We start from the raw sequence: 14,322 nt of genomic DNA on the forward strand, positions 1-14,322 counted from the left end.
TTGTTACGCGGTTGAAACACAGCCCTGCAAACCCTTGTTCCAGAGCTTTGCAATGACTTTGTGAGGTTGCGAAGGCAATGACTTGTTTCAACGATGAAACAGCTTTTGTACCAGACCTGCGCTCGTCAAACCCAACATATTGAAATTCAAAGACAATTCAAAAGCGGCACAGCTTTCGCTCTCTCCTTCACAACGCTGAACAGGCTCAGCCCACTGAAGAAGGAATTGCCGTCGTGGGGAATATCAAAAAAGCCTTCACCTGCCTTCTGCTGATCGGATCAGCCGCCAGCACTTTCCTCAGTTTCAACGTTCAGGCCGAAGGCAATGGCGTGATCGTGCTCAATCGTGACGTCCAGCCGATCCCGATCGGCCGCAGCGGCGGCAAAGACCCGTACCCCACCACCGTCAATGCCAATCCTTCGGGCCGCATCGGTCAAGCAATGACCAGCACCGAACTCAACGACGGTGAATTTGCCAGTGTAGCCAGCGGATCCTCGATTCGCGGAAGTATCACCACCCCGACTTCGAACATCCCCGGCATGAACACTGTGACCAATCCGAATGGCTTGCCTGGTATGGGAGGCGGTCACGGCGGCGGTGCCGGCGGCTCGATCTCCAATACCGTCAACCGTGCCATGAGCTCCGGTCTTGCCCCTCTGACTCGCATGGCTGGAGGCCAATAAATGAATCGCTCCCTGCTCCTGCTCGCCCTCCTCGGCTGCACCAGCGCAATGGCTGACCCGAGTTCCGTGAACAACGCGAACATTCAGGAAACCGGCATCCAGTACCGCGGCAACTACAACGTCAACCAGGCGGCCGGCGACCAGATGCAACAAACCAACACCAAAGCGATCGCCATCGGCACCAGTGCCAGCGCGACCACGAGTGTCATTCAGCACATCAACACACCCGCCGAGCGCACTGGCAATGCCAGCGCCACCATTGGCGGCAACTCTTTCAGCAATGGCAACGGAATCCTGGGCGTGAATCAGGGCGCCGGGGCCAACAACCAGATGGCCAACGTGACGCGCGTCAGCATCAGTGCTGCCCCGCAGAGCGTTGACGATAGCGCCCTTTCTCAACAGAACGTGGCGTTGTTACCGAGCTCAGGAGCAACTGGTACCTCACCCGGCAGTCGCCAGGTCACGACAAGTGATCAGGCCTTCACCGGCAGCCGAGGGGTAATCCAGGTGAACCAGAGTGCCGGGGTGGGGAACCGAATGGCTAACACCCTGAGCATCCGGGTCGCTGACTGACCCAAACAACAAAAGCAGTGCAATTAGAAAGTACCAACACTTAACCAACTAATAAGCACGGAGAAACACCATGAAACCTACAATGGCCCTCAAACCACTGGTTTTCGCACTCGCAGCAGTGATGGCAATCGCAGCACAGGCAGGCGGTCGTGATGATAATCACGGTCATGGTAACGGGCATGGCAACCATGAACCAAAAGGCCCAACCCTGGAACAACTGCTGCAAATCGGCGCTGGCGCCGGGGCGGCAGTGCTCGACACGCAAAGCAGCTCTGGCAACCTGGTCGGCAACCAAGGCACCAAAAATGATGCCAACGTCAACAACTCGGCCAATGGCACCAACGGCAACGTTGGCATGAACAACACCGCCGGCGATGGCAACCAGCAAGACAATGCCGCCGCTCTGGCAACTGCCGATGAAAGTTTCATCTTCGGCTCTGCGGTGTCGGTCTCCAGCGCAACTCAAGTCAACGCCAACAACGCCGTTGCGAACTACTCCACCACAAACAACGCCAACCTCAACAACGTGGGTAACGGCGGTTCCGGCAACATTGGCGTGAACAACAGTGCCGGCAACTTCAACCAACAGAAAAACAACCTGGCAATTGCTGTATCGGGTGGTCGTGTAGCTAACGCTGCTGCTGCTGCGAACCAAACCTCCACTGGCCTGACCGTAGCCAACAACGGCACTCAAACCTACAAAAAAGATACCCTCACCGGCACTTTCGCCGGGGCTGGCGCGTTCTACGCGAAGGGCACTGCAAAAATCGAAGACGACGATCACGGTCATGGCGGATATGGCAATAACGATAGAGGCCATGGCGGCGACAAAGATCAAAAAGCCAAATTCGAAGCAGTGGGCGTCTTTGGCCTGGCAGGTGTGACCACTCAACAAGTGATGACCCCTGATGGCTGGAAAAACCCTGTGACCAACAACGCTTCCATCTCCAATGTTGGTAACAACTTCTCGGGTAACGCTGGTTACAACAACGCCGCTGGTGTTGGCAACCAACAAAGCAACTCGCTGTCCATCGCCGCAGGTTGCAAAGCCTGCATGTAATCGCGATCGAAACGAAAGCCCCGGAAACGGGGCTTTTCCTCAGTCCGCAAAGGCGTATCGATCATGCGTAAGACTGCCCTCCTCGCTCTGCTTTGCTTCTGTGGCCTGACCCAGGCTGCCCAGATGCCCGTTGCCGCCCTGCCTGGCGGCACACTCGTCTACAAGAACGTGCAAAGCATTCGTGAGCGCAAGTTTGCCGACATCGTCGAACAGAAAACCGACTTCAGCTGCGGCGCCGCCGCACTGGCCACGGTATTGCGCCAGGCTTATTGGCTCGACGTCGATGAGGAGCACATCATCAAAGGCATGCTGGTCAACGCTGACCAGGACCTTGTTCGTACTCAGGGTTTTTCCATGCTGGACATGAAGCGCTACATAGAAAGCATCGGCATGCGCGCCAGGGGCTACAAGATTCCGCCGGAAAAACTCGACGCTGTCACGATCCCGGTGGTGGTACTGATGGAAATTCGCGGCTACAAGCATTTCGTGGTGATGCAGCGGGCGGACAAGGATTGGGTTTACATCGGAGACCCGGTTTTAGGACACAAACGCTACTCCCATGATGACTTTGTCAAAGGTTGGAACGGCATTGTCTTTGCCATCGTCGGCCCCGGATATGACAAGGCCAATGCCTTGCGCAGCCCTCCGGTACCGGTAACGGCCAAAAACAAGCTGGATGCCTTCAACCCGGTCAAAGATGCTGAATTGATGGACTTCGGGTTCATACAGAGCGACTTCTTTTAATCGCCGATTACAAGAGTGGGGCTGGATGTCCCGGGAGCAGCAGATGAAAACCTCATACTGGCTGGCCGCCGCCTGCCTGGCAGCGAGTGCGTCAGGCTATGCCAATGCAGGATTCAAACCCATCGAAATCAAGGACCAGGAGCTTTCAGAGCTACGTGGTCGTTATGTGATGCCGGGCCGGATCATCAGCTTCGGTGTCGTCATGAGCAGCACCTGGCGCAACGCCAGTGGAGATCTGATCGGGGCTTCGGCCACCATGCAATTGCAGGCCGCTTCGGTTAAACCTGAATTCTACGTCTCGACCATCAAGGAACACGGCAATGGCAGTACCCCGGAACTGGGGACTGGCTCGGTCGTGGGTGGCGCGGGACTCAACTCAAGCCAGGGCGTGACGCAGAGTGTGCGCGCCGCTGGCGACGGCAACTCCGCCTATAACAACGTTGCGATCAACGTCAAAGAAGCCAGTCAGGCACCTGCCCTGATGCCTGCCCAGGGCCAGGCCTTGATGGCCGGCCAGACCATTTCCGGCAGCAACGGCGCCGGCAGCGTCGCGGTTTCAGCCACAAATGGCGGTGTGCAAATGGCGATTCAGGCCTCCGGCAATCAGGGTACAGCCTTGCAACAGGTCGCCCAGGGCGGATTGTTGCAAAACACCCGTTTGCTGGGTAACGCGAACGTAGTCAACAACCTGACACAACTCAACGTTGTCCTTAACAATAACGGCATGAGTGCCGGCGCACTGGACTGCAACCTGACTCAACTCAGGGCACTACGCAACATCGGATATTGAACTACGCTGAGTCTCGATCATTGGGCTTAAAGGGACGGCTTATTCATGTATCGATCAGTATCACTGCGTGCCGCTGTATGTTTGAGTACTCTTCTACCCGCGGCGATGTTGCAAGCAGCACCCGACGCAGATGTAGAAGCCCTGAAACAGGAACTTCTGGAGCTGAAACAACGATACGAAGTGCAGCAAAAAGCCCTGGCGGTACTCGAACAACGGGTCCGCCAGGTCGAAGAGCAACCCGCCTCCCCACCCCCAAAACGCCTGGCCAAATCGCCTTCGGACATGAAAGGCAACCGGGTCGCCACTGGCACCGGGGCCGCAGCAGCGTCGGGGGGCGCCGCCGGGGGCAGCGGCGCATCCTATGGCCAGTCGCTGGCCGATGATTCGCAACCGGCACAGAGCGTGTCCAACCTGTACGACGAAGCCAGCGGCTTCTTTGGCGGCGGCAAGTTCAGCTTTGAAACCGGCGTGACCTACTCGCGCTACGACACCCGCCAACTGATTCTCAACGGTTTCCTCGCCCTCGACTCGATCTTTCTGGGCAACATCAACCTCGACCGGATCAAGGCCGACACCTGGACCCTCGACCTGACGGGACGCTACAACTTCGACAATCGCTGGCAGTTCGACCTGAACGTGCCGGTGGTCTACCGTGAATCGACCTATCAGTCGGGCGGCGGCAACGGAGGCGCCTCCAACGTCACCACCGAACAGGACGTAAGCCGCGACCCGACCATCGGCGACGTCAACTTCGGCATTGCGTACAAGTTCCTGGACGAGTCGGTCAACACCCCGGACGCCGTGGTGTCCTTGCGGGTCAAGGCGCCTACGGGCAAGGATCCGTTCGGGATCAAGCTACGCCAGACCGATGCCAACTCGAACCTGTTCGTGCCTGACACCCTGCCCACCGGCAACGGCGTCTGGTCGATCACCCCGGGCATCTCGCTGGTCAAGACGTTTGACCCGGCCGTGCTGTTCGGCAGCCTGTCCTACACCCACAACTTCGAGGAATCGTTCGACGACATCAGTTCGACCGTCAACCAGAAAAACCCGGGCAAGGTACGCATCGGCGACAGCTTCCAGATCGGCGCAGGTGTTGCCTTCGCACTGAACGAGAAGATGAGTATGTCGTTCTCCGTCTCGGACCTGGTGCAACGCAAGAGCAAGCTGAAACAGGATGGCGGGGATTGGGAATCGGTGGTGTCCAGCGACGCCAACGCCGGTTACTTCAACGTCGGCATGACCATCGCCGCCACCGACAACCTGACCATCGTGCCCAACCTGTCCATCGGCATGACGGACGATGCCCCGGACTTCTCCTTCAGCCTGAAATTCCCTTACTACTTCTAAACCGCGACATCATAAAAAGGCCCGCTGCGACTTGCATCGCAGCGGGCCTTTTCAGCTTCCTGTCTTCAGGAAGCACCGCGCCCTAGCGGATCTGGTGCTTGTGCAGCAAACGGTAAAACGTCGGCCGGGAAACCCCCAGCACTTTGGCGGCAACGCTGAGATTGTCGCTGTGCCGGTTCAACACATCGCATAACGCCTGGCGTTCGGCGCGGGTCTTGTAGTCTTCAAGCGTACCCATGGGTGCCGCGATCGACTGCTGGCTGATCAGCCCCAGGTCACGGGCCTCGATCTGCCGCCCTTCCGCAAGTACCAGGCCTCGACGCACGCGGTTGGCCAGTTCGCGGACATTGCCCGGCCAGTCGTGCTTGCCCATGGCGATCAGCGCGTCTTCACTGAAGCTGCGCGGACGGCGGCCGGTTTCATGGCTGTAGAAGTGGGAAAAATGGTTGGCCAGCATCGACAGATCGCCGTGGCGCTCGCGCAACGGCGCGGTCACCACCTGCAACACATTGAGCCGGTAGTACAAGTCCTCACGAAAGCGCTTCTTCTCGATGGCGGCTTCGAGGTCGACGTGAGTCGCCGCCAGTACCCGCACATCCACCGGGATAGGCTGGCTGCCACCAACCCGTTCGATGTGTTTTTCTTGAAGGAAGCGCAACAGATTGGCTTGCAGTTCCAGCGGCAGATCGCCGATTTCATCGAGAAACAAGGTGCCGCCATTGGCCGCTTCAATACGCCCGACCTTGCGCTGATGAGCGCCGGTGAACGCACCTTTCTCGTGACCGAACAGCTCGGACTGGATCAAATGCTCGGGAATCGCCCCGCAGTTGATCGCCACAAACGGTTTGCTGTGGCGTTGCGACTGCCGGTGCAGGGTGCGGGCGACGAGTTCTTTACCGGTACCGCTTTCGCCGCGAATAAGCACTGGCGACTCGGTGGGTGCCAGTTTGCTCAGCAACTTGCGCAGCTCGCGGATCGGTTTGCTGTCGCCCAACAGCTCGTGTTCCGGCTGGTCAACGTGAATCGTGCCCTGCCCGCGCAGGCGCGCCATGCCGAACGCCCGGCCGAGGGTGACCTGCACCCGAGACACGTCGAACGGCAAGGTATGGAAATCGAAAAACCATTCGCAGACAAAGTCGCCGACGTTCTGCAAGCGCAGCACTTCCTGATTCAGCACGGCGATCCATTCGGTACCACTGCGGCTGATCAGCTCTTTGACGGCTTCGGGACGTTCCAGGTGAAAAGGTTGTAACCGCAACAGGCCGACATCGCAGCTTCGGTCGGCGGCATTCTCCAGGCTACAACTGTCGACGTCCCAACCCATGGCACGTAAACCCGGGAGTAATCGGTGACAGTCGTCGCACGGGTCGACGACCAATAAACGTCTTAATGCAGGCGCTTCGCTCATGACTGTTCCTTGGCGCCAAATTTTTGGAAATGATCGTAAAAACAGTCATTTGGCAAACCTGACTGTTACATTAGCAAGAATTTGACGGCGTCTTGTATCGATTGCTTATAGGTGTACAAGTGAAGCAGTTATAAGAACCCGCTTTATTAGTTAGCTATCGACTTGATTCTTTCGCCAGGCTTTCAAAACCTGTCTGAATATTGAGTGTATGAAAGAAAGTCGAAATTTCTTCAGATTCTGTGTGACCCGCCAGCGGGTTGCGTGCATCAGTACAAGTAACTCGCCGAACGGTAAGCCCAACCGACGGCACATCACTTGATTGGGCATTAATAGAGAGAAGACCCCATGACCGCCCCGCTCCGTATCAACGAAGCTCTTTTGATTGCCAACCGCGCATTTAAACCTTTTCAATGCGTCGCCTGGGCCCCACAAGACGGCAATGGCGAACTGAGCCTGACCGTCATTGACCGTACCAACTCTCAGATCGGTCGCACCCAGATCCCGAGCAGCGCCTACTCCGATCCGGCGCAACTTGAATACCTGCTGCAACAGGCCCGCGCCGAACTGAGCGAAGAAGGTTACGCGTTGCAATCCTGGTCGATGCCACACTGATATTTGCGGGTAATGCGGATGACGCTCAAGTCATCCGCCCTCTTCTGTTAGTTGCGAATCGTTTTCCAACTTCAGTCTTTTTGTACAACTTTCCTCAATACTTTCGCGGCTGAATGCTTGGCAGGCTTGCGACTGGTTCAAAAAGACACTGTTCTGGCACAGTGCGACCCTCCATCTGTTAGTTCTTACAGTTGTACTAACGCGTATTCAGGGATTGAATGTTTCGCTCATGCAGTTACCCGTTCCGCCTCCCGGAAATCGGTCGACTTGCAAGGAGAAGCATGCATGTCATCCCAGATCGCCATAGCGCTGCCGACGCTTGCGAATAACGCCGGACAACTCGACAAGACCTTTTCCAGCAGCGGTGTGGCGCAGGTCTACTTCGCCGGCAGTACGTCCAGCCTGACCCAGAGCGTGGCGCTCGATGCGCAAGGCCGGATACTGGTCGCCGCCAAGGTGGGCACTGCTCAAGGCAGCCGTTTCGGGCTGGCCCGCCTGCTCGAAGACGGCTCGGCGGATCTGGGGTTCGGCTTTCAAGGCAGCGTCATCGGCCGGTTCGCTGCCGGTTTCGAAGCCACCGGCAGCAAGGTTCAAGTCCTGCATGATGGTCGGATTCTGCTGGCGGGTCTGCACTACGAATCGGAACATCGCACCCTGCCCGCCCTGGCCCTCTTCGATGCTCAGGGCAGACCTGCCCCGGATTTTGGTGACAACGGCCGGCAAATTGTCCGCCTACCCGGCGACCTGTCCATGGGCACCCGCGATGCCTGGCTCCCGCCGGGCGTTCCGGGCGCCGAAGCCTGTGATTTCGCGGTGCAGCCCAACGGGCATATCCTGCTGATCGCCAACCATCACTTCGAACTGGCCGATCACGTCGGCATACTGATTCGCCTCAAACCCGACGGCCGCCTGGATCCCTCCTTCAACGGTCGCGGATTCGTCATGGTTCGCCACTTGCTGCTCAATACCTGGTTAGGCGGTCTGCTGCTACAAGACGATGGAAGAATCGTGGTGGCCGGCTCCATCGATTTCCCACAGGAAGGCCTGCTCGCCCGCTATCTGCCGGACGGGCGGCTCGACGAGCGTTTTGCAGTGGATGGTTTCCTCGCCTTCAAAGTCCAGGGGCGCAGCGCACTGGTCAATCAAGTCATCGAATCGGCAGAGCATCTGCATTGTTTTGGCAGCAGTCGCGATCCGATTCGATGCATGGCGCATTCTGTTCATGGCAACGGTCGCCCCGATCTGCACTGCAACGGTGGTCAGCCGCATTTGCTGGAAATCGGCCCCAGCGGCTGCCAGTGGAGCGCGGCACAAGTGATGCCGGACGGTCGCACCCTCGCGGTCGGTGCGACCATCGGCGGGGTTGAAGCGGACTTCATCGTCGCCCGCTATCTGGCCAACGGCAGCCTTGATCGAAGCTTCGGTTCCGGAAATGGCTGGTTGCGTACGCGGCTGGGCCGCAGCCTCGATACCGCCACTTCACTGGCGATCCAGCCGGGTGGCGAGATACTGGTGGGCGGTTATTCGCTGGATGGCAACTACCGCGCTGTGGTCGCGCGTTATCTGAATCAATGATGCGAACCTTCCTGCACTTGATCTTGCCCATCGCTTACGGCAACTTGCGCGCTTCTTAAAACAAGGAGCAACCGATGTCCGGTTCGATGGCCCAGGCGTTCGCGCACAATTTTCTCGGGCATTCGCCCCGCTGGTACAAGGCGTGCATCGTCGGGTTTCTGATTATCAACGCACTGGTGCTGTGGACTGTCGGCCCGGTCGCGGCCGGCTGGTTGCTGGTGATCGAGTTCATTTTCACCCTGGCCATGGCGCTCAAGTGCTACCCGCTGATGCCCGGCGGCTTGCTGCTGATCGAAGCGCTGCTGCTGAAAATGACCACGCCCCAGGCGCTGTACGAAGAGCTGCAGCACAATTTCCCGGTGATTCTGCTGCTGATGTTCATGGTCGCCGGCATCTACTTCATGAAAGACCTGCTGCTGTTCCTGTTCTCGCGTCTGTTGCTGGGCGTGCGTTCGAAAGCGCTGCTGGCCCTGATGTTCTGCTTTCTGTCGGCGTTTCTCTCGGCGTTTCTCGACGCACTGACCGTAACCGCAGTGATCATCAGCGCCGCCGTGGGCTTCTATTCGGTTTACCACCGGGTGGCCTCCGGCAACGATCCGCGCCAGGACAGCGAATTCAGCGATGACCAGCATCTGCCTCAACTGCATCACGAGGACCTGGAGCAGTTTCGCGCCTTCCTGCGCAGCCTGTTGATGCACGGCGCCGTCGGCACTGCATTGGGCGGCGTCTGCACCCTGGTCGGCGAACCGCAGAATCTGCTGATCGGTCATGAAATGGGTTGGCACTTCGCCGAGTTTTTCCTGAAGGTCGCGCCGGTTTCCCTGCCGGTTCTGGTCGCGGGGCTGGTGACCTGCATCTTGCTGGAGAAACTGCGCTGGTTCGGTTACGGCACGCTGCTGCCGGACAACGTACGCGCCGTGCTGGCCAACTACGCCGCCGAAGACAACGCCGAGCGGACCCCGCGCCAACGCGCCGCCCTGCTGGTACAAGGCTGCGCTGCACTGATCCTGATTGCCGGGCTGGCGTTCCATATCGCTGAAGTTGGCTTGATCGGCCTGATGGTGATCGTGCTGATCACGGCTTTCACCGGCATCACCGACGAACACCGACTGGGCAGCGGCTTCAAGGACGCCATGCCGTTCACCGCACTGCTGGTGGTGTTCTTCGCCGTGGTCGCGGTAATTCACGACCAGCAACTGTTCGCGCCGCTGATCCAGTGGGTGCTGGCGCTGCCGGCCGATCAGCAGCCGGGGATGCTGTTCATCGCCAACGGCCTGCTGTCGGCCATCAGTGACAACGTGTTCGTGGCCACGATCTACATCACCGAAGTGAAGCAGGCGTTCCTGTCCGGCCACATGAGCCGCGAACACTTCGAGACGCTGGCGATCGCGATCAACACCGGCACCAACCTGCCGAGCGTGGCGACGCCCAATGGTCAGGCAGCGTTCCTGTTTCTGCTGACGTCGGCGATTGCACCGCTGGTGCGGTTGTCCTACGGGCGGATGGTGTGGATGGCGTTGCCTTACACCGTGGTGATGGGATTGCTCGGCTGGTACGCCGTGAGTTACTGGCTGTAGAAACAACAACGGGAGCCCTGGGGCTCCCGTTTTTTTATGCATCGATCAGCGCAGCAAGAGGTACTTTTCGATGGCCTGCGCCACACCATCCTCGGTGTTCGGCCCCGTCACCACGTCGGCCTGACGCTTCACCGCATCCTCAGCCTGCCCCATGGCAATCGACAACCCGGCAACATGGAACATCGCCGGATCATTGCCGCCATCGCCAATTGCGGCGGTCTGCGCCAGCGGTACGCCCAAGTGCTCCGCCAGGGTTGCCAGTGCGGCACCCTTGTTGGCGTCCATCGCAGTCACATCCAGAAAAACCGGTTGCGAGCGCGACACCTGCGCCAACCCTTCGACCTTCGGCAGCAATTGCGCCTCCAGTTCGATCAGCAATTGGGTGTTGTTGCTGGTCGCCACGATCTTGTCGATACGCTCGAGATACGGTTCGAAGCTCTCCACCACCACCGGCGGATAACCGAGCCCGTGCTGCTCGCGAGGCACCATCGGCCCGTGCGGATCCTTGAGCAGCCAGTCGCCACCGCTGAACACCCAGATTTCGACGTCCGGCTGATCGGCGAACAATGCCAGTGCAGTCAACGCCGCCGTTACGGGCAGGTAATGCGCAACCAGAATGCTGCCATCCGGGTTGACGATCGTGCCGCCATTGAACGCCGCCGTCGGCAGATCGACACCCAGCGCTTCGATCTGCTGCAACATGGCTTTGGGCGGACGCCCGGTGGCCAGGCTGAACAGAACGCCCGCCTCGCGCAACGCACGAACTGCATCGATGGTGCGCTGGCTCAGGCTGTGATCGGGCAGCAACAGCGTGCCGTCCATGTCACTCAACAGAAAACGGATCGGCTCGCTCATCCGAGACCATGCCAGACGCGACCATCGCGAGTCAGCAGGTCATCGGCGGCTTTCGGCCCGTCTTCGCCCGCGGCGTAACCCTGCACGCTCGCGTCCTGTTGCCAGGCGTCGAGGAACGGCTGCACCGCGCGCCAGCCGTTCTCGATGTTGTCAGCGCGCTGGAACAGCGTCTGGTCACCGGTCAGGCAGTCGTAGATCAGGGTTTCGTAGCCGGTGGACGGCTGCATTTCGAAGAAGTCCTTGTAGGCGAAACCCAGCTCGATATTGGCCATGTTCAGCGCCGGCCCCGGCCGTTTGGCCAGCAGATCGAACCACATGCCTTCGTTGGGCTGGATCTGGATACGCAGGTAGGTCGGCTGCAACTCGTCGACCTCGGTGTCCCGGAACTGCGCATACGGCGCCGGTTTGAAGCAGATGACGATCTCGGTGTCGCGCACGCTCATGCGTTTGCCGGTGCGCAGGTAGAACGGCACGCCGACCCAGCGCCAGTTGTCGATCATCACTTTGAGCGCCACGTAGGTTTCCGTGGTGCTTTCTGGGGAGACGTTGTTCTCATCGCGATAACCGGCCACCGGTTTGCCGGCGACTTCACCGGCGCTGTATTGACCGCGCACCGAGTTTTCCCGTGCTTCTTCGGTAGTCCACGGGCGGATCGCGCCGACTACCTTGGCCTTCTCGCCCCGCACTGCATCGGCGCCGAACGCGGCCGGCGGCTCCATCGCGACCATGGCCAGCAACTGGAACAGGTGATTGGGCACCATGTCCCGCAGGGCGCCGGTGTGTTCGTAGAAACTGCCACGGGTTTCGACGCCGACGGTTTCGGCGGCGGTGATCTGCACGTGGTCGATGTAGTGGTTGTTCCAGAACGCTTCGAACAGGCTGTTGGAGAACCGGCTGACCAGAATGTTCTGCACGGTTTCCTTGCCCAGATAGTGATCGATCCGGTAGATCTGCTTTTCCGACATGACCTTGAGCAGGCAGGCGTTCAACGCCTCGGCAGTTTGCAGGTCGGAGCCGAACGGTTTTTCGATCACCACCCTTCTGAAGGCTTCCGGGGTTTCTTCGAGCAACCCGGCGCTGCCGAGACGGCGCACCACTTCGCTGAAGAAACGTGGCGCGGTGGCCAGGTAGAACACCGCATTGCCAGTGCCGCTGTCGGCGATTTTCGCCGCCAGGGCTGAATAAGTGCTGTCATCCAGGAAGTCGCCCTGGACGTAGCTGATGCCTTTGGCGAGCTTGGCCCACAAGGCCGGATCAAGTATCTGATCGCCCTTGCCGACTTTCGCTGCCACTTCAGTGCGGATGAAGTCTTCGAGCTTTTGCGCGAAGGCTTCATCGGTGATGGCGTTGTGGTCAACGCCGACGATCCGCAGGCCATCATCCAGCAGGCCGTCGCGACTCAGGTTGTACAGCGCCGGCATGAGCAGGCGCTTGACCAGATCACCGTGGGCGCCGAACAGAAACAGCGTGGTCGGTGGCGCGGGTTCTGCCTTGGATTTCCTGCGGATCGTATGGGTCATTTCTTCGGTGTCTCCACATGGCCGCCGAAGCCGAAGCGCTGGGCCGAAAGAATCTTGTCGCCGAAAGTGCCCTGGCCGCGCGAGCGGTAGCGCGAGAACAGCGAGTTGGACAGCACCGGTACCGGCACCGCTTGTTCCATGGCCGCTTCGATGGTCCATTGACCTTCGCCGCTGTCCGCCACGGAGCCCGAGAAACCGTCGAGTTTCGGATCGCTGGCCAGCGCGTCGGCGGTCAGATCCAGCAGCCACGACGACACCACGCTGCCACGACGCCAGACTTCGGCGATGTCGGCCACGTTCAGGTCGAAACGCTGATCTTCCGGCAGACGCTCGCTGGACTTGGTCTTGAGGATGTCGAAACCTTCGGCGAAGGCCGCCATCATCCCGTACTCGATCCCGTTGTGGATCATCTTGACGAAGTGACCGGCACCGGCAGGACCTGCGTGGATGTAGCCGTGCTCGGCACGGTGGTCATCAGACTTGCGGTCCTTGGTGCGCGGGATGTCGCCCATGCCCGGCGCCAGCGCGGCGAACAGCGGGTCGAGACGCTTAACGGTCTCGGCATCGCCACCGATCATCATGCAGTAACCGCGCTCCAGGCCCCAGACGCCGCCGGAGGTGCCGACGTCGATGTAGTGCAGGCCTTTCTCGGCCAGGGTTTTGGCCCGGCGGATGTCGTCCTTGTAGTTGGTGTTGCCGCCATCGATGATGGTGTCGCCCGCCTCGAGCAGATTGCTCAGGGTATCGATGGTGTCTTCAGTCGGTGCGCCGGCCGGCAGCATGACCCACACCGCACGCGGCTTGGCCAGGCCTGCGACCAGTGCAGGCAGGTCGGCGACGCCGGTAGAGCCCTCGGCGGCCAGGGTGTCGACAAAGGCGGTATTGCGGTCGTAAACAACGGTGGTGTGACCGTTGAGCATCAGACGTCGCGCAATATTGCCGCCCATGCGGCCCAGTCCAATAATCCCGAGTTGCATGTGCTGATGCTCCTTACTACAAATAAAAGTGTGTCAAAGGTATAGCCCAACGCGACTAATGGAGGTTAGTCCAGAGCGTCGGGTTGAAGTTTCCGTGCATTGTGCCCGATCCAGACTGATAACGTCTGGAAACGTGCCGAAGACACAACGACCATGAAAAATAAAAAAGTTCCATTCACGAGCAAAAGAAATCAAAATCGGCGCCGATAGCAGGTCAAGGCCCGAAACCGGGGCTGATCTGCAGTTGAGACACGCCATTTGCGAGGTGAGCAATGGGCACAGTACACACAGCAATGCCGCCACAAACCCTGTACGTCACCATCCGTCGCGATGAATTGCGACAGTTGAAAGATGAACGCGATCAGCTCAAGCAGGAACTCGCGCAATTGCGCCTGCTGACCCAGGGCGCCGAGCCACAGCCTCTACCGCGCGTACAGCGCTCGCCTCACGCCTGATCTCCCCGCCCGTTTCGGGAGCGGCCATTGCCGTTCCCGACATGCTGCACCTCCAGCCGATTCCGGCAACTAACAAAGTTTTCACATTGGCTTGTTGATACTCCGGCGCATTCTGGCCGTGCGTGTCTGCGCATGGCCTCCGT

14 protein-coding genes are annotated in these 14,322 nt (G+C 59.3%); 10 read left to right on the plus strand and 4 right to left on the minus strand.

The features are described from left to right. Window positions 1-233: 233 nt before the first annotated feature. The 6 genes from K5E37_RS25235 to K5E37_RS25260 all read left to right on the plus strand — a co-directional run bounded on the left by K5E37_RS25235 (window position 234) and on the right by K5E37_RS25260 (window position 5,200). On the plus strand, window positions 234-683 hold the full coding sequence (locus K5E37_RS25235) for a hypothetical protein (protein WP_221535436.1): 450 nt from the start codon (window positions 234-236) through the stop codon (window positions 681-683). After that, on the plus strand, window positions 684-1,256 hold the full coding sequence (locus K5E37_RS25240) for an adhesin (protein ID WP_085603919.1): 573 nt from the start codon (window positions 684-686) through the stop codon (window positions 1,254-1,256). It begins immediately after the preceding gene. Between the two features lie 70 nt (window positions 1,257-1,326). After that, window positions 1,327-2,316 carry a heme utilization protein gene (locus tag K5E37_RS25245; RefSeq protein ID WP_085603922.1) on the plus strand — a complete coding sequence of 330 codons (990 nt, stop codon included), beginning with the start codon at window positions 1,327-1,329 and terminating at the stop codon, window positions 2,314-2,316. Window positions 2,317-2,379: 63 nt separating this feature from the next. Next, window positions 2,380-3,060: a C39 family peptidase gene (locus K5E37_RS25250; RefSeq protein WP_007957477.1), complete on the plus strand. Its 681-nt coding sequence runs from the start codon at window positions 2,380-2,382 to the stop codon at window positions 3,058-3,060. A 43-nt stretch (window positions 3,061-3,103) separates the two neighbouring features. Beyond that, entirely contained in the window at window positions 3,104-3,850 is a 747-nt protein-coding gene (locus tag K5E37_RS25255; RefSeq protein WP_085603925.1) for a hypothetical protein, read from the plus strand. Window positions 3,851-3,895: 45 nt separating this feature from the next. Next, on the plus strand, window positions 3,896-5,200 hold the full coding sequence (locus tag K5E37_RS25260) for a transporter (protein WP_085603928.1): 1,305 nt from the start codon (window positions 3,896-3,898) through the stop codon (window positions 5,198-5,200). Between the two features lie 82 nt (window positions 5,201-5,282). Here K5E37_RS25260 and K5E37_RS25265 read toward each other — a convergent pair whose 3' ends face one another. Further along, complete coding sequence (locus K5E37_RS25265) at window positions 5,283-6,608, minus strand: sigma-54 dependent transcriptional regulator (RefSeq protein ID WP_221535437.1); 1,326 nt, start codon at window positions 6,606-6,608, stop codon at window positions 5,283-5,285. A 345-nt stretch (window positions 6,609-6,953) separates the two neighbouring features. On the opposite strand from K5E37_RS25265, the gene K5E37_RS25270 reads away from it, so the two are divergent. The 3 genes from K5E37_RS25270 to nhaB all read left to right on the plus strand — a co-directional run bounded on the left by K5E37_RS25270 (window position 6,954) and on the right by nhaB (window position 10,372). After that, entirely contained in the window at window positions 6,954-7,220 is a 267-nt protein-coding gene (locus K5E37_RS25270; protein ID WP_007957481.1) for a hypothetical protein, read from the plus strand. A gap of 285 nt (window positions 7,221-7,505) precedes the next feature. Continuing rightward, on the plus strand, window positions 7,506-8,795 hold the full coding sequence (locus K5E37_RS25275; RefSeq protein ID WP_221535438.1) for a hypothetical protein: 1,290 nt from the start codon (window positions 7,506-7,508) through the stop codon (window positions 8,793-8,795). A gap of 74 nt (window positions 8,796-8,869) precedes the next feature. After that, window positions 8,870-10,372 (plus strand): sodium/proton antiporter NhaB, encoded by a 1,503-nt coding sequence (nhaB, locus tag K5E37_RS25280; protein WP_221535439.1) that lies wholly within the window; start codon window positions 8,870-8,872, stop codon window positions 10,370-10,372. A 45-nt stretch (window positions 10,373-10,417) separates the two neighbouring features. Here nhaB and K5E37_RS25285 read toward each other — a convergent pair whose 3' ends face one another. From K5E37_RS25285 to gnd, 3 genes are read right to left on the minus strand one after another with little or no spacing between them, the layout of a single operon-like run. After that, window positions 10,418-11,227, minus strand: coding sequence for a Cof-type HAD-IIB family hydrolase (locus K5E37_RS25285; protein WP_085603938.1), 810 nt, complete (start codon window positions 11,225-11,227; stop codon window positions 10,418-10,420). After that, on the minus strand, window positions 11,224-12,747 hold the full coding sequence (gene zwf / locus K5E37_RS25290; RefSeq protein WP_221535440.1) for a glucose-6-phosphate dehydrogenase: 1,524 nt from the start codon (window positions 12,745-12,747) through the stop codon (window positions 11,224-11,226). Before zwf ends, K5E37_RS25285 begins: the two co-directional genes overlap by 4 nt. Continuing rightward, window positions 12,744-13,724, minus strand: coding sequence for a phosphogluconate dehydrogenase (NAD(+)-dependent, decarboxylating) (gene gnd / locus K5E37_RS25295; protein ID WP_221535441.1), 981 nt, complete (start codon window positions 13,722-13,724; stop codon window positions 12,744-12,746). The genes zwf and gnd overlap by 4 nt, the downstream gene beginning before the upstream one ends. 272 nt (window positions 13,725-13,996) lie before the next feature. Between gnd and K5E37_RS25300 the strand changes: the two genes are divergently transcribed. Beyond that, on the plus strand, window positions 13,997-14,179 hold the full coding sequence (locus tag K5E37_RS25300; protein ID WP_007957508.1) for a DUF6026 family protein: 183 nt from the start codon (window positions 13,997-13,999) through the stop codon (window positions 14,177-14,179). The last annotated feature ends 143 nt before the right edge of the window (window positions 14,180-14,322 follow it).

Source organism: Pseudomonas sp. RIT778 (genome assembly GCF_019718735.1).
GTDB classification, from domain to species: Bacteria; Pseudomonadota; Gammaproteobacteria; order Pseudomonadales; family Pseudomonadaceae; genus Aquipseudomonas; species Aquipseudomonas aphyarum.

Excerpts from the sequence above, each read along its gene's own strand:
- K5E37_RS25240 (WP_085603919.1), top strand. The coding sequence starts at position 684 with ATGAATCGCTCCCTGCTCCTGCTCGCCCTCCTCGGCTGCACCAGCGCA.
- K5E37_RS25245 (WP_085603922.1), top strand. The coding sequence starts at position 1,327 with ATGAAACCTACAATGGCCCTCAAACCACTGGTTTTCGCACTCGCAGCA.
- K5E37_RS25250 (WP_007957477.1), top strand. The coding sequence starts at position 2,380 with ATGCGTAAGACTGCCCTCCTCGCTCTGCTTTGCTTCTGTGGCCTGACC.
- K5E37_RS25255 (WP_085603925.1), top strand. The coding sequence starts at position 3,104 with ATGAAAACCTCATACTGGCTGGCCGCCGCCTGCCTGGCAGCGAGTGCG.
- K5E37_RS25260 (WP_085603928.1), top strand. The coding sequence starts at position 3,896 with ATGTATCGATCAGTATCACTGCGTGCCGCTGTATGTTTGAGTACTCTT.
- K5E37_RS25265 (WP_221535437.1), bottom strand. The coding sequence starts at position 6,608 with ATGAGCGAAGCGCCTGCATTAAGACGTTTATTGGTCGTCGACCCGTGC.
- K5E37_RS25270 (WP_007957481.1), top strand. The coding sequence starts at position 6,954 with ATGACCGCCCCGCTCCGTATCAACGAAGCTCTTTTGATTGCCAACCGC.
- K5E37_RS25275 (WP_221535438.1), top strand. The coding sequence starts at position 7,506 with ATGTCATCCCAGATCGCCATAGCGCTGCCGACGCTTGCGAATAACGCC.
- nhaB (WP_221535439.1), top strand. The coding sequence starts at position 8,870 with ATGTCCGGTTCGATGGCCCAGGCGTTCGCGCACAATTTTCTCGGGCAT.
- K5E37_RS25285 (WP_085603938.1), bottom strand. The coding sequence starts at position 11,227 with ATGAGCGAGCCGATCCGTTTTCTGTTGAGTGACATGGACGGCACGCTG.
- zwf (WP_221535440.1), bottom strand. The coding sequence starts at position 12,747 with ATGACCCATACGATCCGCAGGAAATCCAAGGCAGAACCCGCGCCACCG.
- gnd (WP_221535441.1), bottom strand. The coding sequence starts at position 13,724 with ATGCAACTCGGGATTATTGGACTGGGCCGCATGGGCGGCAATATTGCG.
- K5E37_RS25300 (WP_007957508.1), top strand. The coding sequence starts at position 13,997 with ATGGGCACAGTACACACAGCAATGCCGCCACAAACCCTGTACGTCACC.